Consider the following 25430-nt stretch of genomic DNA (forward strand, 5'->3'; position numbering starts at 1 on the left):
ATCAGGCCGCCGTCGCCTTCGCCGTGGCTGCGTGAGGCGCCTGCTCCCTGCCCTCGGGCCGCTTGCCCGCGATGATCATGCCGAGCACTTCGTCTTCGGTGACGTCGGCGGTGCGGTAGGTGCCCACGAGCTTGCCGTTCTTCATGACGGCGAGGCGGTCGCTCAGCGAGAACACGTCGGGCATGTCGTGGGTGATCAGGAAGATGCCCACGCCGTCGTCCTTCAGCTGCTTCACGAGCCGCCCGACCATGGCGGTTTCTTCGGGGCCGAGGGCGGCGCAGGGCTCGTCCATGATGAGGATGCGCGCGTTGAAGTACAGCGCCCGCGAAATGGCCACCACCTGCCGCTGCCCGCCCGACAGTCGCCGCACCGGAATGCGGATGTTGGTGAAGTTCTTGTTCAGGCGCTGGAACACCTTGCGCGCCTGCACTTCCATGAAATGGTCGTCCAGCGTGTTCCAGCGGGTCATCTTCTCGCGGCCGAGGAACAGGTTCGACACGGAGTCCAGGTTGTCGGCCAGCGCCAGCGTCTGGTAGATGGTCTCGATGCCTTGCGACTGGGCTTCGGCGGGGCTGCGGATGCTGACCTTCTCGCCGGCGATGAGCGTGTCGCCGGAGTCGATGGGGTAGGCGCCCGCGAGCATTTTCATGAGCGTGGACTTGCCTGCACCGTTGTGTCCCAGCAAGGCCACCACTTCACCCGGGTAGAGGTTGACGCTCACGCCGTCCACGGCCTTGACGCCGCCGAAGGACTTGCGGATCTCGCGCAGTTCGACGAGGGGTTTCGTCGTGTCCGGGAGGGTGCTCATTGCGACTCTTTCCTACGGTTGGCCCGCGCAGCGAGGCCTGTTCGGGGGCACCCGCGGAACCGGCTTTGCCGGGCCGCTGGGTGCGCCCCCTTGAGGGGGGATGCCGCTACACGAAGTGAGCAGGAAACGGGGGTGGGCTTCACTTCAGTTCTCCCCGAACTTGCGCCGGTACAGCACGTCGAACACCACCGCGACGATCAGCACCTGGCCGATGATGACCATGCGCTTGCCGATGGGCACGTCGAGCAGCAGCATGCCGCTGTCCAGCGACTGCATGATCAGCGCGCCCAGCACCGAGCCGAAGATCGAGCCGCTGCCGCCCGCCAGCGCCGTGCCGCCGATGACGGCCGCCGCAATCACGTACAGCTCCATGCCCGTGCCCAGCGAGTTGGTGCCCGCGTTGAGCCGCGCGATCGACACGATGGCCGCGATGGTCACCAGCACCGCCAGCAACGCGAACAGCATCAGCGTGACGCGCTTGACCGGAATGCCCACCAGCGCCGCCGCATCGGGGTTGCCGCCCATCGCGAAGATGTAGCGCCCGAAGCGGGTGCGGTGCACGATGAACGACAGCACGATCGCCACCACCGCCCAGATCAGCACCGGAATCGGAATGCCCTGCGGCGCGTCCTTCGAATCGATCTTGTAGTGGTTCATGACCGCCGCGAAGGCAATGACCACCGCCGCCGGCACCGCCGTGAGCACCACCTCCAGCCACAGCGGCTCGTTGGGCATGTCGTGGCGGGCGCGCGCGCGGCGCTTGTGCACCATGCGCGCGAACAGCACCAGCGTGACCAGGCCCGCAATGATCCAGCTGGCCGTGACGCCGATGCCGCCGTCGTAGCCGCCGCCCAGGCGCTGGAAGAACTCGTCGTTCACCGGCTGCGTCTTGCCGTCGGCCACCAGGAAGGCCGCGCCGCGAAACGACATGAGGCCGCCCAGCGTGACCACGAAGGAAGGCACGCCCAGCACCGCCGTGAGCCAGCCCTGGTAGACGGACACCAGCAGCGCCACGGCCAGGCCCGCAAGGCAGGCCGTGGGCCACGACCAGCCCGAGGTGTATTGCAGGTAGGCGATGAGCACGCCCACGAAGCCCATCACCGAGCCGACCGACAGGTCGATGTGGCGCGCCACGATGATCAGCACCATCACGGTCGACACGATGCCGACCACCGCCGTCTGCTGCGCCACGTTGTACAGGTTCTCGGGCGAGAGGAACACGCCGCCCGACATCACGCTGAACACCACGGCCATGACGACCAGCAGCAAGCACATCAGCACCAGCCGCAGGTCGATGCCCGTGCGGCGCCACCAACCCGGTGTCGGATCGCTCATTTTCAAACCCCCTCGGGACTACAGGTGCGCAACCGGCCACCCGCCGGGCCCTTGCGGGCCGGCCAGCAGCTGTGTTGCGGGGATGGAGAGACGCGCCGCCTTCAGGACGATCGCGCCGGTTGCATTACTTGCAGGCTGCGGGCGCGCTCGCGCCCGTCACGCCCTTGCAGAGCTCGTCCTTCTTGATCCAGCCGGCCTTGACCACCACGTCGAGGTTGTCGCGCGTGATGGGCACGGGCGTCAGCAGGTGCGATTGCAGCGAGACCTTCTTCGGGCCGCTGGCCCAGGTCGCGGCCTTGTCGACCGGCTTGCCCTGCGACATGGCGACGGCTGCCGAGGCGGCTTCGCGGCCGAGTTCGCGCGAGTCCTTGAAGATGGTCGCGGTCTGCGTGCCCAGCGCAATGCGGTTGAGCGCGGCGAAGTCGGCGTCCTGGCCCGACACCGGAATGCCGCGCAGGCCCTTGGCCGTGAGCGCGGCCACCGCACCGCCGGCCGTGCCGTCGTTGGCCGCCACCACCGCGTCGACCTTGTTGCCGTTCTTGGTGAGGATCTGCTCCATGTTCTTCTGCGCGACCTCGGGCTTCCAGCCTTCGGTGTATTCGTCGCCCACGATCTTGATGTCGCCCTTCTTGATGGCGGCGTCGAGCACCTCCTGCTGGCCCGCGCGCAGGAAGTCGGCATTGGGGTCGCTCGGCGAGCCCTTGATGATCACGTAGTTGCCCTTGGGCTTGACCTTGAGCACCTCGCGCGCTTCCATGCGGCCGACCTCGACGTTGTCGAAGGTGATGTAGAACACGCCCGGCGCCTCGATGAGGCGGTCATACGCCACCACCGGCACCTTCTGGCGCGTGGCCTTGGTCACGGCGGGCAGGATGGCGTCCTTGTCCATGGCCAGCACGATGAGCGCCTTGGCGCCCTTGGCCATCAGGCCCTCGATGTCGCCCAGCTGCTTCTCGGGCGAGCCGCCCGCGTCGGCACTGATGTACTTGGCGCCCAGCTTCTCGAGCTGGGCCTTGATGGCGGCCTCGTCGGTCTTCCAGCGCTCTTCCTGGAAGTTGGACCAGCTCACGCCGACCACGGTCTGCGCCATGGCGCCCACGGCCGTGAAACCGAAGGCCATGGCGGCCAGGGTGTGTTTCAGTTGCATCGATGTCTCTCCAGTGTTGGTGCGCCCCGCAGCCATCAACCGTGTAAGAAATTAGTTAGTTTGAAGGGCGAACTAACTATCCCATCGCGGCAGGACTCTGGGCATCCGGGAATTCCCGGAGCGGCGGGAGGGCATGTCGAGGACATCGCCAAGGCGCTTGCGGCAGTGCGTTTCGTGCTGCGCGTTTTGCCTGCGCGCGGCTGGATGCGGTCCTACGCAGGGCGCCTGGGGCGGCCGGTATGTTTCGCATCCGCCAGACCCACTCCCACGCAGCCCAACCAGAAGGAAAGCCCCATGTCGACCGAAATGCTCAAGCAGATTGCCGCCTCGCGGCTGCCCCTCGTCATGTCTTCGTCGAAGGACGTCGATGCGGTGTTGAAGCTGCGCGCCGCCGGCTTCGTGCTCGCACTGGTGCCCTCGGCCGCCGACATCGAAAAGATGCCGGGCCTGCGTGTGGTGCAGGTTCTCGCCGTGACGCAGAAGGGCTTCGAGGAACTGCAGCGCGTGCGCTACCCCGGCGAGGGTGCACATGGCAACGCCCATGAAAAAGGCCGGGGAACCCCGGCCTATTCCTGAAGCAGGTGGCGGCGCGAGCCGCCGTGCCTGCGATGGATCACGAAGCGTCGCGTGTGCGTGCGGCGTTGCGCAGGTCGCGAATCTGGTCGTGGTTGCGCTGGGCGCCTTCGGCCTGCACCGAGATCACGTTGCGCACATCGGCCGGCAGGTTCTGCTTCAGCGCCTTGCGGTAGCGCGCCACGGCCGTGTCTTCGCCGCGTTCGCACGATTCGAGGATCGACAGTTCGCTGTTGGCGCCCAGCGAGCCCTTCACATGCACCCAGCCGCGGTGCAGTGCGCCGCTGGCGGTGCCGCCGTCGGCGGGTGTGCCGCCATAGGCCCTGACCAGCGCGACCAGTTCGGCCTCGGCCTTCTTGCATTCTTCGGCGCGGCTGGCGAACAGCTGCTTGGCAGCCGGGCTCTTCACTTCCTCGGCGCAGGCGCGAAAGCCGTATTCGCCGTCGCGGGAGTTTTCGAGCAGGTCGTTCAGCACGCCCACGACGTCGTCGTTGGCGAGCACGGGGCCGGTGTTGAGGGTGTCTGCGGTGGTGTCGTTGTAAGCCATGTCTGGAGTCCTTTGGTTGCCTGTCTGCGTGACAGGAAGGGTTGGGGTTTCAGCCTTTCGTTGTTGTGTGGCTGATCGAAGACCCATGGTTGAAAGGTTCGCGTCGCACCGGCGTCGTCCCATCGGGCAACCGGGCGTAGGCGAAGGACGACCCCGCGCGTGCGACCCGGAATCAGCCGATGCGCCAGGCCTGCATCCACACGGCGATGCCGTCGAGCAGGTCGTCGAGCGCTTCTTCGTCGGTGCGCCCGGAACGCTTCAGCACGTGGAACCCGTGGTCCGCGCCATCGATTTCCAGCACGGTGGCCATGGCACCCAGCGCCTGCGTGGCAGCGCTGAACGCGTCGGATTCGGCCAACGCGTCGCGCGGGCCGTGCGCGAAGAGCATCGGCAGCTCGACGTCCTGCAGATGCGCCGCCCGTGCCGCGGCGGCGGAGGGCTTGCCCGACGGGTGCAGCGGAAAACCGAGAAACACCAGGCCTTGCACGCCGGGCAACGGCGCCAGCGCCTGGGCTTGCGAGGTCATGCGGCCGCCGAAGGACTTGCCGCCGGCAAAGAGCCGCAAGCCTTCGAAACGTGCCGACGCGCAGGCCACCGCCGCGCGCACGGTTGCATGCGCCAGGGCCGGCGCGTCCGTGCGTCTGCTGCCCTGTTCCATGTAGGGGAACTGGTAGCGCAACGTGGCGATGCGGCGCTGCGCAAGCCCCTCGGCCACGGCGTGCATGAACGGATGCGTCATGCCCGCGCCGGCGCCGTGCGCGAGCACGCAGCAGGCCTCCGGCGTCGGCGGGGACACGGCGAGGGCGGACACGGCGATGCCCGGCGCCACGGCAATGGAGAGCTTCTGGGTGGTGGTCACAGCCCTAGTTTGCCGAAGATGCCGAAGCGATGCGGTCGTGGAGCGCCGCCTTCGGCGCCGTCCGACACGCGCCGGGCCCCGTTCGCTGTAAATTGATGTTTCCGCACCGGATTCCCAACCGGCTTTTTGGGACTTTTCTGGAGTCACGGTCGTGAGGCACTGGTTGATGGCGATCGGCATGGTCGGCTGCGTGGCGCATGCGCAGCCGGGCTGGTTCACGGTGGTGGGCGATCCGCTGGACGAGGTGGCAGACACCGTCCAGGTCGATCCCGACAGGGTCGCGTCCCTGGAAAGCCCGAAGGCGATGAACCTGCGCGTGAACCGCGCGGCCAAGCGCCTGAACTGGGACGGCATTGCCTACCGCTCGTACGAGTCGCGCGTGGTGTTCGACTGCCAGGCAGGCCGCGCCAGCTATGTGGCGGCCCGCTACTACATCGAGCCGCGGTGGCAGGGCAAGCCGCACCATGAGGCGGACTACACCGATGCGCCCAAGCCCGTGGCGTTTCGCGACATGAAGCCGAACCCGACCGCGCGCATCGTGCGTGCCGCCTGCCGCCCGCGCACCAGCTAAAGCTGCGCCGACAACAGCGCGGCCAGCTGCTCCATCGCCTTCTCGTGCAGGGGGCGGTCTTGCCACTGTTCGTACGTGAGGCGCTTCGACTGTTTCAGGTCGGCCTCGAACTGCACCGTCTGCGCGGCGGCGAAGGCCTCGTCGTAGATGTTGAGGTTGGCCTCGTCGTTCAGGCGGAACGACCGGTTGTCGAAGTTGGTGGAGCCCACCGACACCAGCAGACCGTCGACCGTGAAGACCTTGCAATGGAACATGGTCGGCTGGTATTCGCTGATCTGCGCACCCGCTTCCAGCAGCGGCCCCCAGGCCGCGCGCGAGGCGCCGCGCACGGTCTGCGAATCGATGATCGGCCCCGGCGTGATGATGCGCAGCCGCACGCCGCGCTTCATGGCCGCCACCAGGGCGCCCACGGTCAGGTCGTCGGGTACGAAATAGGCGCTCGACAGGTCGATGGTCTTGGTGGCCGCGGCGATCGACAGCAGGTACATCAGGTGCATGCTCTCGCTGCCGCCCGAGGGCGAGCTGCTGAACACCTGCGCGCGGCCCTCGCCCACGGCAGGCAGCGCCGGAAAGTAGCGCTCGCCGTGCAGCACGTCGCCCGACACCTTCACCCAGTTGTCCATGAACACGGCCTGCATCTGCGCGACCACCGGCCCCTCGACCTTGTAGTGCGAGTCGCGCCAGTGGTCCGGGTCCTGCGCATGGCCGGTCCACTCGGGCGCGATGCCCACGCCGCCGGTGAAGCCGGTGCGCCCGTCCACCACCAGCAGCTTGCGGTGGGTGCGGTTGTTCATGCGGGCGATGTCGTACCAGCTGGGCTTGTGGAACTTGCGGATCTCCACGCCGGCACCTTCCATCTCGCGGATGAAGTCGGCGTCGACCTTGGCGCTGCCGACCCAGTCGAGCAGCACGTGCACCTTGACGCCCGCGCGGGCGCGCTCGGACAACGCGTCGGCGAAGGTGCGGCCGATGTCGCCCGACCAGTAGATGTAGGTCTCGAAGGTGATGCTCTTCTGCGCGCCGCGGATGGCGGCGAGCATCGGCGGAAAGATCTGGTCGCCGTTCTGCAGTGCCTCGAAGCGGTTGCCGCCGGTGATGGGCGGCCCGAGCATCACGCCCAGCGCGCGCTGGTACTGGGCGTCGTGCAGCGCATATTCGCGCTTGACCTGCTCGTCGAGCTTTTTCTCGCCGCTGCTCAGGTTGAGCACCAGCAGCGTGGCGGCCAGCGTCAGGACGACGGTCCAGACGACTGCCTTGAGCGTCCCTCGATGGAGCACGTCAGGACGCCGCGCCTGCTCAGTCGATCAGCTGCGTCTTGATCGCGTAGTACGTCAGGTCGCTGTTGGTGGACAGGTTCATCTTCTCCATGAGGCGCGTGCGGTAGGTGCTGATGGTCTTCACCGAGAGCGACAGCGCCTCGCCGATGGAGCCCACCGACTCGCCCTTGGCGAGCTTCAGGAACACCTGGAACTCGCGCTCCGAGAGATGCTTGTGCGGCGGCGCGTTGTCCTTGCGCTCCAGCTGGCCGGCCAGCAGTTCGGCCACCGAGGGCGAGATGTAGCGCCGGCCCAGGGCCACGGTGCGGATTGCCTTGGCGATTTCTTCCGGCTCGCACTCCTTGTTCAGGTAGCCCGAGGCGCCCTGGCGGATCAGGTTCACCGCGTAGTGTTCTTCGGGGTAGCCGCTCAGGATGAGCACGCCCAGGTCCGGCGCCTTGGCGCGCACCATGGCGAGCGCGTCGATGCCGCTCTGGCCGGGCATCGACAGGTCCATGACGAGCACGTCGATGTCCGCCGTGCGCACGAGATCGATGGCCTCACGGCCGGTGGCGGCCTCGCCGACGACGCGGAAATCGACAAAGGTGGAGAAGAACGCCTTGAGGCCTGTGCGGACGACGGCGTGGTCGTCAACGATGCCGATCTTGATCATGGTGTGCTCCTGCTGCTTGAACGGTGAGCGCCTGCGGTTCGGCGCGATAGGGTGGGGACGATGCCACAGGCCCGTGCACCCGGGAGGCCCGAAAAGCAGGAAGCGGCCTTGTCCTGCACGGCAATGCAGCATTCGCTGTCGCTCGCGTCGGACACGGGCGATGCGCAACCACCCGAAGGGGGGGCTAAGGGAATCCGCCAAGGGTGGGGTGGCAGGTGCCTTTGGTACATTTTTTGCGACGGTGTGCGTTGCACCTGCAGCAGCCAGCGTACGGCTCAGGGCCCATGTTCCTTCGGAAGGCACCCATGCACTTCAACTACTCGACAGCGGACGTTTCCGGCTCCCGCAGGCTCGACTACTGGGCCGAATCGGTCTGCAAGCGCCTGATTCCGGCGGCCGGCAAGTTCAGCCATGCGGGCGACTTCCAGGGTTCGCTCACCGGCCACACGCTGGGCAACCTCACGGTGTGCCGCATGAGTTCGCAGCCGCACACCTTCGACCGCACGGCCCACCACGTGCGCGTGGCACCCGAGGAAGACTTCGTGGCGGTGCTGATGCAGGAGGGCTCGGCCCTGCTGCAGCAAGGCGGGCGCGAGGTGCAGGTGCGCCCGGGCGACATCGTGCTGTACGACGCGGCGCGCCCTTTCGTGCACCACCTCGCGCCGGCCTCGGCGCTGCTGGTGCGCATGCCGCGGCAGCAGCTGCTGTCGCGCTTCGCGCGGGCCGAGTCGATGGCCACGGTGCGCATTGCCGAGGGCCGCTCGATGGCCACCCTGCTGATGCGCATGGCGGAAGAGGCGTTCGACTTTTCCTCGGGCGGCGCGCCGGGCGCGGCGCAGGCGCGGCTGGCGGGCGCTTTCCTCGACACGCTAACCGCCGCCATGGAAATGCAGGACGGCCACGGGGCCGACGGCGCGCAGGGGTCGCGCTACGGCTCGGTCTACCAGCGCGCCGGCCAGTACATCGACGCCCACCTGGACGACAGCGAACTCGACAGCGACGGCATCGCGGCGGCGGTGCACATTTCGCCGCGCACGCTGGCGCGGGTGTTCGCAACGCACGGCACCACCGTCATGCACCACGTGTGGCAGCGGCGGCTGGAAGCCAGCTTCCGCGTGCTCGAGGAGGGCCGGGTGCACCAGGTGTCGCAGGCGGCGCTGCAGTGCGGCTTCAACGACCTGTCGCACTTCTCGCGGGCGTTCAGGAACGCCTTCGGCGTGACGCCCAGCAGCCTGCTGCCGGGCCCGGGAGACCACTGAAGGCGCTCCGCGCCCTCAGGCGATGGAGGGGGCGCCAATGGGGGCGCCAATGGGGGCGTCAATGGGGGCGCCAATGGGGGCGTCAATGGGGGCGTCAATGGGGGCGTCAATGGGGGCATAGTGCCCCGGTCCGTCCGGCCAGGCCGTGAGCAATTCGAAACCAGTGGGCGTCACCGCGACCATGTGCTCCCACTGGGCCGACAGCGAATGGTCGCGCGTGACGACGGTCCAGCCGTCGGGCAGCTCGCGGGTCTCGCGCCGCCCGGCATTGATCATCGGCTCGATGGTGAAGACCATGCCGGCCTCCAGGCGCAGGCCCTGGCCGGGCTGCCCATAGTGCAGCACCTGCGGGTCGTCGTGGTAGACCTGCCCGATGCCGTGCCCGCAGTACTCGCGCACGACGCTGAAACGTTCGCGGTGCGCGACGCTCTGGATCGCATGGCCGACGTCGCCCAGCGTGGCGCCCGGGCGCACCTGCAGGATGCCGGCCCGCATCGCCTCGTAGGCGGTGTCGACCAGCCGGCGCGCCAGCGCGCTCGGCTCGCCCACGAAGTACATGCGGCTGCAGTCGCCGAACCAGCCGTCCTTGATGACCGCCACGTCGATGTTGACGATGTCGCCCTTCTTCAACACCTTCTGCGCCGACGGGATGCCGTGACACACCACCTGGTTCACCGAGGTGAGGATGGTCTTGGGGTAGCCGTTGTAGCCGATGTTGGCCGGAACGGCGCCCTGCACGTTCACGATGTGGTTGTGGCAGATGCGGTCGAGCGCCTCGGTGGTGACGCCGGGCTTCACGTGCTCGCCGATCAGGGCCAGCACCTGCGCGGCGAGGCCGCCCGCCGCGCGGGACATGGCGATCTCCGCGGGCGACTTGAGCGAGACGCCCGCCCTCATGCGGGCGCTCCGGCCTTGCGGCGTGCGACGGCCGGGCGCGCCGAGGGGCCAGAGGGGCCAGAGGGGCCAGAGGGGACAGGGGGGACAGAGGGGTCCGAAGATTTCGCAGAAGCCGGCGCCACCGGCGCGGCCAGCGAGGCCGACACCGTCGCCAGATCGAAGCCGCCGGCCTGCTCGGCGCGAATCAGCAACTGGCAGATCTCCCGGTGATCGAGCGCGGGATGCAGTTCGGCCAGCATGCCGATGCGCATCCAGTGCTCGGCCTGCGCGTTGATGGAACGGCTCAGCGCATTGCCCGCGACGCGCAGGTTCTCGTGCATGAGGTCTGAAATCTTGACGATGCCCATGATGGAATTTATATATGAAACGTATATGAATCATATCGTTCGCAGTCCCGGTTGTAAAACCCTGGGGACCGTTCCCGCACAAGACCGCCGCTCCATCGAACAGGAACACGCGGCGAAGCGGGGTGGCTTTGACAGGTGCGGTCGGTGGCTGTTGATTGGAGTGAACCCCTGTGGCTGGACCACCGGGCAAGGTCCATCTGTCGCCTGTGATCGACTGCTTCGATGGCAAGGTGGTTGGTTGGACGGTCGGCCGCAGCCTTACGTCTGGAGGGCGCGCATGCAAGACCGTTCTCCAGTGTCGGCCTACGTCTTTCTAGATAGGCTGTTTGGAGGTTTCAGACCGTGTTTCGATGAACTAGATTCGGCGCGAGTATCGAACCTCAGGTCTCGGGGTCCGCCCCCCACCTGAAACACGCGGGTCACGTCTTTCAAGGGAGCCAACAGCCGCTGCACGCATGCAGCGCTGACCTCACCGTGGAAAGAAGGCGTGCCATGAACAGGATATTTGCGACGGTCTGGAACTCGTCCCTGTGTGCCTGGGTCGCGGTTCCCGAGACCAGCCGGCGGCGCGCCAAGGGCGGCCGCGACACCACCCGCCTGCACCTGAAGCTGGTCGTGACCACCGCGGCACTGCTCGTGATGCAGGCCTGGCCCCGGTCGGCATTGGCCGATGCGATCTCCATGAACACCTCGTGCACCACCGGCAGTTCAGGGCAGCCAGGGCGGATAACCACGGGCCCGACGACCGACGGTCCTGGCGGCACGGGCACCCCCACGCAGGACGGATCGGGCACCTACTCGGCCGTCGCGGGATGCAATGCAAACGGAGGCGGGTTCAGCGCCGTCACGTTGTATGGGACCTTTGCCAGCGCCCTGGGCCCCGGCTCGGCGGCATTCGGGTTTTTGGCGCAGGCCCAGCATTGGGGGTCTGCGTTCGGCCTCGAGGCATCGGCCGGCGGCAATGCGAGCGTGGCGCTGGGCTTCGGGGCGAATGCCTCGGCCCTCAACTCGGTCGCCATCGGTGGCGCCGGCGGCAACGGCACGACGCCGCTGAGCATCGCCAACTCCACCACCGCATCGGGCGCGGGCTCGATCGCCATCGGTGCCAACGCCACCAAGGGCGCGCAGGCCGCCGCCGCGGACGGCATCGCAGTGGGCGGGCAGTCTTCAGTGGCCGCGGGGGCGACCTCGGGCATTGCCGTGGGGCGCGGTGCAACCGTGAACGCGGCGTTCGGAATTGCCCAGGGCGACGGCACCGTCAGCGGCGCCACGGGCCAGAACGTGGCCATCGGCTCGGGTGCAACCACGGCCAACGCCGGCACGGCGGCGGGCGGGGCCGTGGCCATCGGGCGTGCGCAATCGGCCACCGGCAACGGCGCGGTGGCGATCGGCGACCCCAACACGGCCGACGGCACGGGCGCCGTCGCGGTGGGTGCGAACAACACCGCAGCGGGGAGCGCGGACGGCACAACGGCCGCGAATGGCGCCGTGGCGATAGGCAACGCCAACAACGCGGTCGGACAGGGGGCCGTGGCCCTGGGCAACAACTCGAACGCAGCTGCCGCGGGCACCCTGGCACTGGGCGATGGCGCGACGGCGGCCGCCTCGAACGCCATCGGGCTCGGCACGGGCGCCAGCGCCAATGGCGCGGGGGCCGTTGCCATTGGCAGCGGCGCAACCGCCGTCTATGCCAACAGCGTGGCGCTGGGCAACGCGAGCCAGACCATGGCCTCGCTGGCGGCACTGCAGGCGGTGGCCGCCTACACGCCCTTCGCGGGCGCCGCCATCGCAGGCGCGACGCCGGCAGGCGAGGTGTCCGTCGGCGCCAGCGGCAGCGAGCGCCGGATGACCAACGTGGCCGCTGGCGGTGCGCCAACGGATGCGGTCAACGTCAGTCAGCTTTCCACCACCACGGCATCGCTGTCGACGGGGCTGAGCACGACGAACAGCAATGTGGGCAGCCTGTCGACTTCCACGTCGGCGGGCTTGAGCACCGCGACGAGCGGCATCACAAGCCTGTCCACCGGCCTGAGCACGACCAACGGCAACGTCGGCAGCTTGTCGACTTCCACGTCGACCGGGCTGAGCACTGCGACGAGCAGCATCGGCAGCCTGTCGACTTCGACCTCGACGGGCCTCAGCACTGCAACCAGCGGGATCACAAGCCTGTCCACGGGCTTGAGCACGACGAACAGCAATGTGGGCAGCCTGTCCACCGGCCTGAGCACGGCGACAAGCAGCATAGGAAGCCTGTCGACTTCGACCTCCACGGGCCTCAGCACTGCAACCAGCGGCATCACAAGCCTGTCCACGGGCTTGAGCACCACGAACAGCAATGTGGGCAGCCTGTCCACTGGGCTGAGCACGGCGACAAGCAGCATAGGAAGTCTGTCGACTTCGACCTCCACGGGCCTCAGCACTGCAACCAGTGGCATCACAAGCCTGTCCACGGGCTTGAGCACCACGAACAGCAATGTGGGCAGCCTCTCCACTGGCCTGAGCACCACGAACAGCAACGTCGGCAGCCTGTCGACTTCCACATCGAGCGGCCTGAGCACCGCCACGAGCGGCATCGCCAGCCTCTCCACCGGCTTGAGCGGCTCGACCAGCGGCCTCGCCAGCCTGTCCACCGGCCTGAGCACGACGAACAGCAACGTGGGCAGCCTGTCGACCTCGACCTCCACCGGGTTGAGCACCGCGTCCAGCGGCATCGGCAGCCTTTCCACGGGCCTGAGCACCACCAACAGCAGCCTCAGCAGCCTGTCCACGAGCGTGATCGGCGCGAGCACCGGCTTCAACAGCCTCTCGACCGGGCTGAGCACCGCCAACAGCAACGTCGGCGACCTCAGCACGACGATCAACAACATCAACGACACCGGCACCAAGTACTTCCATGCGAGCTCGACCGCGGCAGACGCCACGGCCAGCGGGCAGGAGGCGGTGGCGATAGGCCCGCAGTCGACAGCCAGCGGCGCGCGTTCGTTCGCGGCCGGCAACGGCGCCAGGGCCACCGCCGATGGCGCGGTGGCCGTGGGCTTCGGTGCGCAGGCCACGGGCGCGAACGCGATCGCCATCGGCTCCGGCGCATTGGCCACGGGCTCGCAGGCCATCGGTGCCAACGCGCGCGCGGGCGGGGGCGGCGTGGCGCTCGGCGACAACGCCGATGCGGGCGGCACGCCGCTGAGCAAGGCGCCAGCCGTGGCGCAAGGCACGGCCATCGGCTTCGGCGCGGTGGTGCAGCAGACCGGCGGCGTGGCGATCGGCGCGAGCTCGGTGGCGTCCGCCGCGGCCGGCGTGGCCGCCTATGTGCCGGCCAGCGCCACGCCCCTGCAGGCAATGGCCATCCGCGCGACCAACAGCACGCAGGCGGCGGTGTCGGTGGGCGACCCGGCGAGCGGGCAGTTCCGGCAGATCACGGGGGTGGCCGGCGGCACGGCCGACAGCGACGCGGCCAACATCGCGCAGCTGAAGGCCACGGCCAACGCGGTCGTCGCCGGCAGCGCGCAGTACGCGAGCAACCCCGACGGGTCCGTCAACTACAACCAGCTCACGCTGGGCAACGGTCAGGCGCCCATCGGCACGCGCGTGAGCAACGTCGCGCCGGGCGTGCTTCCGGGCGATGCGGTCAACCTCGGACAGTTGCAGGGCGTGCAGGGCCAGCTGGGCGACGTGGCGCGCGTCGCCTACTCTGGCACGGCCATGGCCTTTGCAATGTCAGGCACCTACCTGCCCACGCTCTACGCCTGTGAGAAGACGGTCGGCGTGGGCCTGGGCAGCTACAAGGGCTACACGGCGCTTGCGCTGACCTTCAAGACGTTGTCGGACGACGGGAAGATGTCGTGGGGCGCGGGGGTGACGACCACCGGGAAGGAATGGGGCATCAACGCCGGCATCGGCTGGAAGTGGAACTGACGACCTGACTGGAGTGGCCAGCAGGCTGGCCACCCCGGTGCCTGTTACCACTCGAAGCCGATCCCGACCGCGGCGCCGACGTCGCCGCGTGTCGTCGTGGTGCCGGTGGCGCGATAGGACCAGGCGCCGCTGGCGGAGCGCGCCGAAAAGCCCACCGCAATGGCCGTCTGGCCCCCATAGGTCGCCGTGCCCAGGGCCAGCATCGATTTTCCGGGTGACGGCGCCGTCGGCAGCACACCCGCGGCCATTGCCGATGCGATGCCCGCGTTGGCTTCGCGTCGCAGCTGGCTGATGCGGCTGTCGGTGTAGTTGTTGGCCTGTGTCAGCGCGCGGCCGGCGGCCTGGTTCGACAGGCCTCTGGCCTGGCCGAGGTTCACTGCGTCGGTGTCTTCGGTGCCCGGCGCCACGTTGGCAATCTGGCGTTCGGCGCCGACCGACCCCACGGACACCGTGCGGGCCCGCGTGGCTTGCGAGCCTTCGCCGATCGCCACGCTGCCTTCTGCCGTTGCGTAGGCGTTGGCACCCAGCGCGATGCTGCCGGGGGCCGGGGCCCGGGCGCCCGCACCAACCGCGACGCTGTTCTGCCCGGTGGCCTGGGCGTCGGCGCCTGCCGCCACGGCCCGGCTGCCAGGGGTCACTGTGGCGCGGTCGCTGCCGTCGCCCAGGTTGTCTGCCGCGAACATGCTGCCCTTCAGGTCGAGCTGGTCGAGCCGCTTGCCGACACGGCCGTCGAGTGCGACGAGATCTCCGGCCGTCTTCACCGTGGCGGCCTTGTTGTCCGCGATGTCGGCGGTGTTCTGCGTTACGCGGCCGTCGAGGCCTTGGATGTCCTGGGTGTTCTTTGTCGTCACGGCCTTGTTGTCGGCGATGTCGATGGCGTTCTTGGTGATGTCGCCGGTGTTCTTTGCGATATCGCTGGTGTTCTGCGCCACGCGGCCGTCCAGGCCTTGGATGTCCTGGGTGTTCTTTGTCGTCGCGGCCTTGTTGTCGGCGATGTCACCTGCGTTCTTCGCAATGTCTCCGGTGTTCTTCGCGATATCGCCAGTGTTCTTTGCAATGTCACCCGTGTTCTTTGCGATGTCGCTGGTGTTCTGCGTCACGCGACCGTCCAGGCCTTGGATGTTCTGGGCGTTCTTCATGGTCGCCGCTTTGTTATCGGCGATGTCGCCAGCGTTCTTCGTGATGTCGCCAGCGTTCTTCGCAATGTCGCTGGTGTTTTGCGTCACGCGGCCGTCCAGGCCTTGGATGTCCTGGGCGTTCTTTGTGGTCGCCGCTTTGTTATCGGCGATGTCGCCAGCGTTCTTCGTGATGTCACCAGTGTTCTTCGCAATGTCGCTGGTGTTTTGCGTCACGCGACCGTCTAGGCCTTGGATGTCCTGAGCGTTCTTGGTGGTCGCGGCCTTGTTGTCGGCGATGTCACCTGCGTTCTTCGTGATGTCACCAGTGTTCTTCGCAATGTCGCTGGTGTTTTGCGTCACGCGACCGTCCAGGCCTTGGATGTCCTGAGCGTTCTTGGTGGTCGCAGCCTTGTTGTCCGCGATGTCGCCGGTGTTCTTTGCGATGTCGCCAGTGTTCTTTGCAATGTCACCCGTGTTCTTCGTGATATCGCTGGTGTTCTGCGTCACGCGGCCATCCAGGCCCTGGAGGTCCTGAGCGTTCTTGATGGTCGCAGCCTTGTTGTCGGCGATGTCACCTGCATTCTTCGCAATGTCTCCGGCGTTCTTCGCGATATCGCCAGTGTTCTTTGCGATGTCTCCAGCGTTCTTTGCAAGGTCACCCGTGTTCTTTGCGATGTCGCTGGTGTTCTGCGTCACGCGACCGTCCAGGCCTTGGATGTCCTGTGCGTTCTTTGTCGTCGCGGCCTTGTTGTCGGCGATGTCTCCGGTGTTCTTGGCGATGTCAGTGGTGTTTTGCTTCACGCGACCATCCAGGCTTTGGATGTTCTCGGCATTCTTCGTGGTCGCGGCCTTGTTGTCAGCGATGTCGGTGGCGTTCTTGGCGATGTCGCCGGTGTTCTTTGCAATGTCAGTGGTGTTTTGCGTCACGCGCTCATCAATGCCAGCGAGCTTTTCATTGGTGGAGAACAGTTGCGCGCCGGTCACAGCTTCCGTGCTGTCCTTTGCAAGCGTGGCGTCCTTCAGGCCCTTTGCGGTGCGCACACCCTGTTTGCCGGCGAGGTCGACCACGGTGCCGTCGGTGTCCTTGGCCACGGTGATGTTGCGGCTGCTGTCGTCCTGGCGCACGAGGTTTTCGCTTCCTTGGGTAGCAACCTGCCGTTCGAGTGCCTCAATGGCGCTGGTGTTCTTCGTTGTCGCTGCCTTGTTGTCGGCGATGTCACCCGTGTTCTTTGCGATGTCGCCAGCGCTCTTTGCGATATCGGCGGTGTTCTGCGTCACGCGGCCGTCCAGGCCCTTGATGTCCTGCGCGTTCTTGGTGGTCGCGGCCTTGATGTCGGCGATGTCCTTGCCGTTCTGGGTCACACCTGCTTCGACGACAGCGAGCTTTTCATTGGTCGAGAACAGCTGCGCGCCGGTCACCGCTTCCGTGCTGCCATTTGCAAGCGTGGCGTCCTTCAGGCCTTTGGCGGTGCGCACACCCTGGTTGCCGGTGAGGTCGACCACGGTGCCGTCGGTGTCCTTGGCCACGGTGATGTTGCGGCTGGTGGCGTCCTGGCGCACCAGGTTTTCACCTCCCTGGGTGGTGATCTGCCTTTGCAGGGCTTCGATGTCGGTGGTGTTCTTCGTCGTCGCCGCCTTGTTCTCGGCAATGGCACCGGCATTCTTGGTAGCAGCACCTTGTGCGGTGTTGGCGGCTGCAAGGGCGGTATTGGCGGTGCCTTGCGCGCCATCGGCGGCGGTCTTGGCAGCAGCGGCCGTGGTCGAAGCAGTATTGGCTGTGCCTTGGGCGGCGTCGGCAGCTTTCTTCGCATCGCCGGCAGTCGTCAATGCGGTGGTGGCCGTGCCTTGGGCGCCATCGGCGGCGGTCTTCGCAGCAGCGGCCGTGGTCGAAGCAGTATTGGCCGTGCCTTGGGCTGCATCGGCAGCTTTCTTCGCATCGCCGGCAGTCGTCAACGCGGTGCTGGCAGTGCCTTGGGCGCCATCGGCGGCGGTCTTCGCAGCAGCGGCCGTGGTCGAAGCGGTATTGGCCGTGACTTGGGCTGCATCGGCAGCTTTGTTGGCATCGCCGGCAGTCGTCAACGCGGTGCTGGCAGTGCCTTGGGCGCCATCCGCGGCGGTCTTCGCAGCAGCAGCCGTGGTCGAAGCGGTATTGGCCGTGACTTGGGCTGCATCGGCAGCTTTCTTGGCATCGCCGGCAGTCGTCAACGCGGTGCTGGCAGTACCTTGGGCGCCATCCGCGGCGGTCTTCGCAGCAGCAGCCGTGGTCGAAGCGGTATTGGCCGTGACTTGGGCTGCATCGGCAGCTTTCTTGGCATCGGCGGCAGCAGTCGAAGCGGTGTTGGCAGTGCCTTGCGCCGTGTCGGCCGCCTTCTTTGCCTCGGTGGCAGAAGCCTGTGCCGCAGTGGCTGAACCCTTGGCTGCCTCGGCGACAGCGCTCACTGCCTTCAGTTGACTGACGTTCACCGCATCCGCCTCTGCCTCGCCGGCAGCCACGTTGGAGATCTTGGTCGTCGCCTGGTCTGCACGGCGGGCGTCGTAGGTCTTGGTGAGAGGGTTGTAGCGCAGCGCGGCGTCGAAAACCAGGCCCAACGACTCGTTGGTCTTGACCAATTCACCGTCCAGGGCGCCGATGGCACCGAGCACCGTCGTGGGTTGATTGGCAGGTTGGCCGTTCGCGCTATCGCCCAGACTGGCCAGGTTCAGCTTTGGCAGCACCAGTTCGCCAGTGGGGCTGACGGTGGAGCCGGGGCCCATTGCCGCGAGCACGGACTGGGCGCTGCCTCCCTTCGGAAGGTTGTTCAAGCGCGTCTCGAGTTCGATGTCCTTGGCGCCGAGGAGGTTGATTTCGTTGAACGCGGCGAACAGCTGCGAGCCGTTGACGGCATCGGTGCTGGTGGGGTTCACGGAGCCCGGCGCAAGATTGATGATTTGCCGCTCGATACGGGGATTTGCCTGGGTTGCCTGGGAATTTCCTACGCTGACCACGCCTTGCGCGCGCGAGGTGTCGAAGTTGTAGGTCCGACCGTTCGCCAGCACGAGGGAGTCAACTGGCCGCATGTTCTCCGTCTGGGAAAAACTGCCGAGGGCAACACTTTTGTCGTGCAGCGCCGTGGTTCCTTTGCCGATAGCCACAGCCTCCTTGGCGACATTTGCATTCGCCGAGTCCCCGACGACTGATCCAGACCCTATGGAGATACTTCCAATGGCCTGCGCGCGCGAGTTGAGACCAACCGCGAATGTGTCCTCTGCAGTAGCTTTGGCCAGCACGCCGATGCCGATACTGTTTTTTCCGCTTGCCAGAATTTGTCGGCCGAGCGCCGTGGAACTTTCTCCCGACGCGTTGCTGAATCGCCCGACCGCAGCGCTGCCAGCGCCCGAGGCTTGGGTTGACGCTCCAATTGCGATTGCGCGCTCCCCTGCGGCGTTTGCCGAGAAACCGACCGCAACGCTGTAGCCAACTTCGGCGCTTCCGCCAGCTCCCGCCGAGGCCTGGTCGCCAATGGCCACGCCTGAAAGCCAAGCCTTGGAATTGCTCCCGATCGCGATCGTTGAGTTCAACGCGTCGGTGCCAAAAGAGGCGGTCGTAGCAGTTGCATTTCGTCCGATGGCAATGCCATTTCCCGCGGATGCCGATGCCGATGTGCCCAGTGCGATCGAATCCTTCCCGGCGGCAGTTGTATCGGCGCTTCCGATGCGCATGGATCTTTCGCCGTTTTGAGCGTTAGCGCTTCCCGAGTTGCTCAGGCCAAGGAATCCTCCATTGACGAACAGCTCGCCGCCCAAGGAAAGCGATTTCGGGCCAGATGCGGGCACAAGCCCCACCCCACCGGTGCCATAGAACAGCACGCGGCCGGTCTGCGTTGCCGCATCTCTGGGATAGCAATTGTCGCTCGTCAGAATTCTCATATGAGTGCCAGGATCAGCTGCAGCGTTGGTGCTCTGATTGAGAAGCGTCCTGTCGGAGAGGTAATGGATGCAGCTGTTACTGCCGCCGGCATTGATGTAGACGCCCTGCAGGCCTTGCGCCATCGCGGGCGAAACAGCCGAAAAGCCGGCTGCCGCCACAATTCCCAGCAGTCCGAGGCCGGTTCCTCCACGGTGCTTCATGCCGAGCACCCGGCAGGCCAGGCGCATCAATGCGCTGATGCGTTTGCGCTGCGAGCGGCTCTGTCCCGCTGCGGATACGGCGCCTGCCGCCAGGAAGGGCGCCTTGAAGTTGAAGAGAAAGTTGCGCTTGGTGGCCGCGATCGATCGGGTGTTCACAGAAAAAGCTCACTGGGTCGTGGTTCGCTCGGCACCGCTCGAAGCGGAGGGCCCCTCCCCCTGCATGAAGGGAGAGGCCGAGCGAAGGTCGAAGAATTCGCCTGACTGACTGATTCGGCTCAGCCGGTCGGCGATCGGAGTGGGATTCCCGCGAGCAACCCGGTCTACGACCGGTTGCCACGGCGCTGGCGCCGCGCTGGAAATCACTGGCCGCGACTTTATTGACCGCACCTTTTTAGTGAAATAGGACTGGTCTGAAAAAACAAGACGGGCTGAAATCTTGGCATTTAATGGCTCACATCCGTGAAAAATTACCGTTTCCATGACGTTCGCGCGGACGCTTTTCGCCTTTCATCAAACCATTCAGGCTTGCAATCAGACCAGTCTGAAACTGCCTGGCATTAATTCACAGAAATTCTAAAAAATTATCCAGGTCAACGGTTCCCTGATTTTTAGTCCCAGTCTGATTTCCTGCATTCGACGACGTTGGTAGATTCGCCGCCGTCACAGCAGGAGAAATCATTGAAATCGGAAAAACCGGCGAGCAGCCCCTCTGCGCCATTCAGCTCGATGCGCGTCGCAGCCTTGAGCGATACGCCCGCGAAGGCTCTCGATCTGGAACGCACTTTGCGCGATGTGGGTGTTGTCGATGTCACCTGCATCCATACCCTCGACGCATTGCACCGCCAAGTGTGCAAAGGGTTGGTGGACGTGGTGGTGGGCGATGTGTCCCACGACCTCTGCAATGCATTGGGTGCGCCCGAGGTGCTGAAAAAGGCACGGTCGCAGGGCGGAGCTCATCCGATTCCGAATTTGCTGTGGTTTGGGAAATCGACCACCAGTGCCGGCCATGCCTGGTGGGACGAACCGACCGGAGGCAGGGTCAATTCAAGGCACGGAAAAATCAAGCTGATTGGCGGCGTTCCTGTTTCCGCTTTGCGCCTTTACGGAAAACTGCTTCGCACATCCGGCATTTACGTCGCAATTTCCCATGAGGAGGGATTGGCCGGTCTTTCGGATGCATTGGCAGCCTTGTCAAAAATCAAGCGTGTCTGCATGGCGCCATTTGTAGCGCCCGCGTGCATCTTGCCGACCGAGGAGGAAGTGGTCGAAGCGCTGGCAACGGGCGAAGGGCTTCGCGTGGTCTTCCAGCCTCAATTCAACCTGTCGAGTCACGAAATTGTCGGCTGCGAGGCGCTCGTTAGGTGGCGGCATCCGCGTTGCGGCGACGTGTCGCCGGCGCTGTTCGTCGAAATGGCGGAGCGGCTCGGGCTGGATCTTCTGCTGTTCAGTTTTGTGAAAACCAGGGCCGTCGGCATGTTGACGCGCCTTGTTGCCGCCTCGGCCGAGATCCCTGTTGCAGTCAATGCTTCGGTTCGCACGCTGTGCACGCCAGCCTTGGCCGAGCGGGTCGCGCAGCGGATGCAGCTGGCCGAGCTTTTGCCGCAATTGCTGAAGATCGAATTGACGGAGGACATCGTCATTTCAGATCTACCGGCCCTCGGCGCTGCCGTGCCCACCCTTCAGGCCAAAGGCATTCCCGTTTCTCTGGACGATTTCGGGAGTTCCGGCTCCACGCCGCTGGTGCTTTGCAAGGCGAATTTCAATGAAGTGAAGATCGACGCGGCGCTGGTGCACAGCGCCCTGCGCTCCGCAAACTCGCGTGAAAGCCTGCGCGACCTGGCCAATGCGGCAGCTCAAAGAAATTTCCGGCTCGTTGCGGAAGGCATCGAAACGCAAGAGGCCGTGGCGATGCTCAAGGAAGTTGGCTGCAATTTCGGTCAAGGCTATTTTCTTTCCGCACCGATGGAGGCCGAGGCCTTTTTTCAGGCCCTGACCGCACAGTCCGTCGCTTGATCCATCCATCCATTTCGGCAAACATATTTCACGGACAGCCAAATGAACAACCTCGAAAAGCTAGAACTGTGTCTGATCGACGACGAAGGGCAAAGGAAGCAGTTGCTCAACAATCTGATTCACGCAGGTTATACCTCGACAATCAAATGCGACTCCAATGCCTTCATCGAGCAGGTCATCGACAGGAAGAAATACGACGCCGTGCTGATGGATGTGCAGGATTTCAAATGGCGACTGGTTTTGAAGGTGTGCGACGCGGCCAAGATTCCCGTCATTTTCATCATGAATTCGAAGAAGCTGGAAATCTTCGATTTTCCGTGCCGCGACTGTATTTATTTCGATGTAGTTTCAGGTTCCGAATTCAACTATTTGGAGCTTCAATGGCGCCTGAGCGCTTTGCTCGCCCGCGCACCGCGCGCCAAAGATTTCGAAATACCTACCAACGGCTATTCCTGGGGCGACTACCGGTTCATCAATGGTGCACGAACGGTGGTGCACCACAAGGGCGTCGAAATTCCCCTGCAACGCAGGCAATTCATTTTTGCCCTCGCGCTTTTCCAGAACGTCGGAACGGTGATTTCGCGCGATCACATGGCGCGGTGTTTTGGCGAGAGCCCGAAGCTGGGATCGCGCTCGATGGACGTGTGCGCCGTCAACGTTCGAAAGAAGCTCCAGCTCAGCGAACAGAACGGCCTGATCCTGCGCGCCGTCTACGGCCGCGGCTACCAGCTGGTTTCGCTTTCGGGCAACAGAATCCCAGCGACGCTGGCCTGAATTCGCTGGCTTGAAATGAAGACCTCCAACGCCCGGCGCGAAGCCGCGCCGAAGACTAGACTGAGCCTCCCAGGGCGGTGTCACAGAAAAGGCCTAGGCCTTTGGAGCGCTCGCAAAGCGCGACACGAAAGCTGATCAGCATGGAACGTTTACGCATCGCGCTGCTGGACGATCACGCCGTCGTTCGCCACGGCCTTGCCAGCAGACTGCAGGCAGAGCCCGACTTTCTCGTCGTCGGTGTCTATGGAAAAAGCAGCGACGCCATGCGGGGCCTGGGGGAAAGCCCGGCCGACCTGCTTCTGCTGGACTTTGCGCTGAGCGCGGACGAGCTCGACGGCGTCTCGCTCATTCGCGCCTTGCGCGTCAAGTTCCCGCAATGCCGCATCCTGGTTCTCTCGTCGCATCACGACCCGGCGACCGTTGCCCTGGCGCTGCGCGTGGGTGCGCGCGGGTTCGTCGGCAAGGGCGAAGACATGGTCGACCTCATCAAGGCCATCCGAACCGTCACGGAGGGCGCGATCTACCTCAGCTCGGACATGTCCTACCGGGTCGCAGAGGCGTCCATCGAGCCGGCGTCGGACGAGAAGACGAACGCGCTCGACGGCGCCTCGCTCACGGCGCGCGAGCAGGAGGTCATACGCTGCTATCTGGCGGGCATGACGGTGACGGAGATTGCAGAGAAGTTCAATCGCAGCATCAAGACCATCAGCTCGCAAAAAGCTGCCGCGTTCCGCAAGCTGGGCGTCACGTCCAACAACGGCCTGTTCAAGATCAAGCACACCATCGATATCGATCTGCAATGAAGCTCTTCGGGCCGCGCCTGCTTGCCGTGTCGGCGGCCTTGTCCGCGCTGGCGTCATTCGGCTGCGCGGCCGCCGGGAGGTCATTGCTGAGCGAGGAAGAGAACGCCTGGATCGCGCAGCACCCAACCTTGCGCGTGGCGCTGTCGCCGACCTCGCTGCCGATCGAGTACTTCGACAAGGGCGTCGTGCGCGGCCTGTCCGTCGAGTACGCCAACTTGATCGCAAGCCGGACCGGGCTCGGGTTCGTCTATGTCAGCGTGGCGGACAAGTCGAAGCGCGACATGCTCAGAGATGGTGAAGCCGATCTGTGCTTCGTGATCGCATACGACGACGCTCCTTCGACGTTGTCCGGAATCTCGTCGGTTCCCGCGAAGGGTGCGTATCCGTTGCTGACCATTTCCAGGCCGGGGCAGGCCTTGGTAAAGGACCTTCGTCAGCTGGAAGGCAAGACCGTCGTGGTCGTCAAGGGCTGGCCGTTCGAAGACGAACTGAAGGCTTCTGTCCCCGGTGTCACGCTGGTGAACGGCGCCAACGCCCCGGACGTGCTGGCAAAGCTGGTGGCCGAGCAGGCCGACTTTGCGATCGGCAACGAGCTCCTCTTTCTGCCCTACCTGCACCGCCGCTGGGGGGGACAGCTCCAGACCGCCGGCATCTACGGGACCCGGCTGGGCAGGACCACCGCACTGGTGCGGGAAGACGACGTGGTGCTGCAGTCGATCCTGCAGAAGACGCTGGCCTCGTTCTCGAATGAGGACACCCACGTCCTGTACGAGAACTGGATGGACCGGGACTCGCCGGACGTGCCTTCGGCCGGGGCGCTCGGGCGCCATTTCGCGCTCGAGCTCGGGCTGGCGGGCCTGCTCGCGCTGCTGGCTTGCATCGTGCTCGTGCAGTTCTACCGGCAGCGCAGGGCCGCGATGCGCAACGAGCGCGAGAAGGCGCGCTTTCTCGCCATCGTGAGCCACGAGATCCGCTCGCCCATGAATGCGGTGCTGGCCGCCGTCGAGTTGTTGCGCAACACGCCACTGAACGAGCAACAGCGGCATTTCGCGCAATTGGCCAACAGCGGCGGGCTCACGCTGCTGCGGCTGGTGGACGATGTGCTGGACATTTCCAAACTGGAGGCTGGCCAGTTGAGGCTCGATCGCGAGCCGGTGGACTTGAACGCGCTGGTTCGCAACATCGCGGATCTGCATCGCCTGCGTGCGCACGAGAAAAAGATCGCCCTCGATGTCACGGCAAGTACGCTTCCTTCCTGGTTGATGCTGGACGAGGCGCGCGTCGCCCAGATCTTGCACAACCTGATCTCCAACGCGATCAAGTTCACGGAAGCGGGCGGCGTGACCGTCACCGTGTCCGCCTCTGCCGCGAGACCTGGGTGGTCGGACGTGGTCGTGGACGTTGCCGATACGGGCATTGGCGTGTCGCCCGAGACGCAGGCCCGGCTGTTCCAGCCCTACGTGCAGGCCGCCAACACCTACAAGCGCTCCGGCGGAACAGGCCTGGGACTGGCGATCTGCCGCGAACTCGCGACATTGATGGAGGGCAGGATCGAGCTGGCCAGCGAGCTGGAAAAGGGCACGACGGTCACCTTGTCGTTGACAGCCGAAGTCGTGGCGGACAATGACCCTCGCCTGGCCACGAGGACTTCGGACGCCGCGCTTCAGGATATCGCTGCGCGCGCACGGCTTGTCGAGTCCCAGGGTCGCTTGCGGGTTCTCGTCGTCGAGGACACCCCCGTCAACCAGCAGGTCCTGCAAGCACAGATCGAATCGCTGGGATGCGAGGTCGAGATGGCCGTGGATGGCGCGCAGGCGGAGACCGCGTTCGCCGAAGGCTCGTTCGATCTCATCCTCATGGACTGCGATCTTCCGGACACTGACGGCTACACCCTTTCCAGGGTGTTGCGAGAAGTGGAGGGCGAACTGGAGCGCGCGCGCACACCGATCATTGCCATTTCCGCATCCAATGACGAGGCTCACGTCGAGCGCTGCTTCGCATCGGGAATGGACGGCGTCCTGAGCAAACCCATCCGCACCAGCAAGCTTCAGAACGTCATTGAGCTCTGGTGCGCCCCCCACGATGCAACGCCAGCAAGCGCGCATGCGCCCGAGGCATTGCCGGACGTCCCCGCCGCCACTTGCAGCACTGTGCGCGACCACTTGCAGGCAGACCTGAACGCCGTGCGCGACGCCATGGCCTCGAACGACACGGACGCCGCCCGCCGCGCGGCGCATCGACTCCACGGGGCAGCGCTCACGCTTGGATTGGACACACTCGCACAACCGGCCAGACAGCTCGAGGCATTGCTGCGAACCGGCGCAGGTGACGAGAGCCGATCGGCCTTGGCGTCGCTCCTGGAATGCTGGCATCTGCAATTCCCGTCTTCTTAGCTTTTGGTCAGCAAGCCCTTCGTGGAACGGCGGCGGGT

17 protein-coding genes and 1 pseudogene are annotated in these 25430 nt (G+C 65.4%); 8 read left to right on the forward strand and 10 right to left on the reverse strand.

Annotated elements, in window-relative coordinates; all coding sequences use genetic code 11:
- Position 1: 1 nt before the first annotated feature.
- The 3 genes from ACSFBM_RS29145 to xylF all read right to left on the reverse strand — a co-directional run bounded on the left by ACSFBM_RS29145 (position 2) and on the right by xylF (position 3290).
- On the reverse strand, positions 2–808 hold the full coding sequence (locus tag ACSFBM_RS29145) for an ATP-binding cassette domain-containing protein (protein ID WP_435487510.1): 807 nt from the start codon (positions 806–808) through the stop codon (positions 2–4).
- 144 nt (positions 809–952) lie between these two features.
- Entirely contained in the window at positions 953–2143 is a 1191-nt protein-coding gene (locus ACSFBM_RS29150) for a sugar ABC transporter permease (protein WP_435487511.1), read from the reverse strand.
- Between the two features lie 124 nt (positions 2144–2267).
- On the reverse strand, positions 2268–3290 hold the full coding sequence (gene xylF / locus ACSFBM_RS29155) for a D-xylose ABC transporter substrate-binding protein (protein ID WP_435487512.1): 1023 nt from the start codon (positions 3288–3290) through the stop codon (positions 2268–2270).
- Positions 3291–3584: 294 nt separating this feature from the next.
- Between xylF and ACSFBM_RS29160 the strand changes: the two genes are divergently transcribed.
- Entirely contained in the window at positions 3585–3866 is a 282-nt protein-coding gene (locus ACSFBM_RS29160) for a hypothetical protein (RefSeq protein WP_435487513.1), read from the forward strand.
- A 37-nt stretch (positions 3867–3903) separates the two neighbouring features.
- Here the strand turns inward: ACSFBM_RS29160 and ACSFBM_RS29165 are convergent, their stop codons facing one another.
- Together ACSFBM_RS29165 and ACSFBM_RS29170 are read right to left on the reverse strand one after the other, a co-directional pair.
- Positions 3904–4410 carry a ferritin-like domain-containing protein gene (locus ACSFBM_RS29165; protein ID WP_435487514.1) on the reverse strand — a complete coding sequence of 169 codons (507 nt, stop codon included), beginning with the start codon at positions 4408–4410 and terminating at the stop codon, positions 3904–3906.
- Positions 4411–4582: 172 nt separating this feature from the next.
- Positions 4583–5269 (reverse strand): alpha/beta hydrolase family protein, encoded by a 687-nt coding sequence (locus ACSFBM_RS29170; RefSeq protein ID WP_435487515.1) that lies wholly within the window; start codon positions 5267–5269, stop codon positions 4583–4585.
- A gap of 151 nt (positions 5270–5420) precedes the next feature.
- On the opposite strand from ACSFBM_RS29170, the gene ACSFBM_RS29175 reads away from it, so the two are divergent.
- The gene (locus tag ACSFBM_RS29175) at positions 5421–5840 is read left to right on the forward strand and encodes a surface-adhesin E family protein (protein ID WP_435487516.1); all 420 of its coding nucleotides are present in this window, start codon (positions 5421–5423) and stop codon (positions 5838–5840) included.
- Here the strand turns inward: ACSFBM_RS29175 and ACSFBM_RS29180 are convergent.
- Entirely contained in the window at positions 5837–7117 is a 1281-nt protein-coding gene (locus ACSFBM_RS29180; RefSeq protein ID WP_435487517.1) for a phospholipase D-like domain-containing protein, read from the reverse strand. The two genes, ACSFBM_RS29175 and ACSFBM_RS29180, sit on opposite strands and share 4 nt — an antisense overlap.
- Positions 7118–7136: 19 nt before the next feature.
- Positions 7137–7769, reverse strand: coding sequence for a response regulator (locus ACSFBM_RS29185; RefSeq protein WP_435437533.1), 633 nt, complete (start codon positions 7767–7769; stop codon positions 7137–7139).
- A 305-nt stretch (positions 7770–8074) separates the two neighbouring features.
- Between ACSFBM_RS29185 and ACSFBM_RS29190 the strand changes: the two genes are divergently transcribed.
- Positions 8075–9028: an AraC-like ligand-binding domain-containing protein gene (locus ACSFBM_RS29190; protein ID WP_435487518.1), complete on the forward strand. Its 954-nt coding sequence runs from the start codon at positions 8075–8077 to the stop codon at positions 9026–9028.
- A gap of 15 nt (positions 9029–9043) precedes the next feature.
- Here ACSFBM_RS29190 and map read toward each other — a convergent pair whose 3' ends face one another.
- Together map and ACSFBM_RS29200 are read right to left on the reverse strand one after the other, a co-directional pair.
- Complete coding sequence (map, locus tag ACSFBM_RS29195; protein WP_435487519.1) at positions 9044–9925, reverse strand: type I methionyl aminopeptidase; 882 nt, start codon at positions 9923–9925, stop codon at positions 9044–9046.
- Positions 9926–10035: 110 nt separating this feature from the next.
- Positions 10036–10272 (reverse strand): annotated as a pseudogene (locus ACSFBM_RS29200) (ParD-like family protein); the annotation flags it as partial.
- Positions 10273–10764: 492 nt separating this feature from the next.
- Between ACSFBM_RS29200 and ACSFBM_RS29205 the strand changes: the two are divergent.
- Entirely contained in the window at positions 10765–14184 is a 3420-nt protein-coding gene (locus ACSFBM_RS29205) for an ESPR-type extended signal peptide-containing protein (protein ID WP_435487520.1), read from the forward strand.
- A gap of 44 nt (positions 14185–14228) precedes the next feature.
- On the opposite strand, the gene ACSFBM_RS29210 is transcribed toward ACSFBM_RS29205, so the two are convergent.
- Positions 14229–19565, reverse strand: a complete 5337-nt coding sequence (locus tag ACSFBM_RS29210; RefSeq protein ID WP_435487521.1) for a YadA-like family protein — start codon at positions 19563–19565, stop codon at positions 14229–14231.
- Positions 19566–20087: 522 nt separating this feature from the next.
- Between ACSFBM_RS29210 and ACSFBM_RS29215 the strand changes: the two genes are divergently transcribed.
- From ACSFBM_RS29215 to ACSFBM_RS29230, 4 genes are all read left to right on the forward strand, one after another.
- Positions 20088–21422: an EAL domain-containing protein gene (locus ACSFBM_RS29215; protein ID WP_435487522.1), complete on the forward strand. Its 1335-nt coding sequence runs from the start codon at positions 20088–20090 to the stop codon at positions 21420–21422.
- Between the two features lie 42 nt (positions 21423–21464).
- Complete coding sequence (locus ACSFBM_RS29220) at positions 21465–22196, forward strand: winged helix-turn-helix domain-containing protein (protein WP_435487523.1); 732 nt, start codon at positions 21465–21467, stop codon at positions 22194–22196.
- Between the two features lie 140 nt (positions 22197–22336).
- The gene (locus ACSFBM_RS29225; protein WP_435487524.1) at positions 22337–22999 is read left to right on the forward strand and encodes a response regulator; all 663 of its coding nucleotides are present in this window, start codon (positions 22337–22339) and stop codon (positions 22997–22999) included.
- On the forward strand, positions 22996–25392 hold the full coding sequence (locus tag ACSFBM_RS29230) for an ATP-binding protein (RefSeq protein ID WP_435487525.1): 2397 nt from the start codon (positions 22996–22998) through the stop codon (positions 25390–25392). The genes ACSFBM_RS29225 and ACSFBM_RS29230 overlap by 4 nt, the downstream gene beginning before the upstream one ends.
- The last annotated feature ends 38 nt before the right edge of the window (positions 25393–25430 follow it).

The sequence above is a fragment of the Variovorax pasteuri genome, from assembly GCF_051216435.1.
Lineage (GTDB): Bacteria > Pseudomonadota > Gammaproteobacteria > Burkholderiales > Burkholderiaceae_C > Variovorax.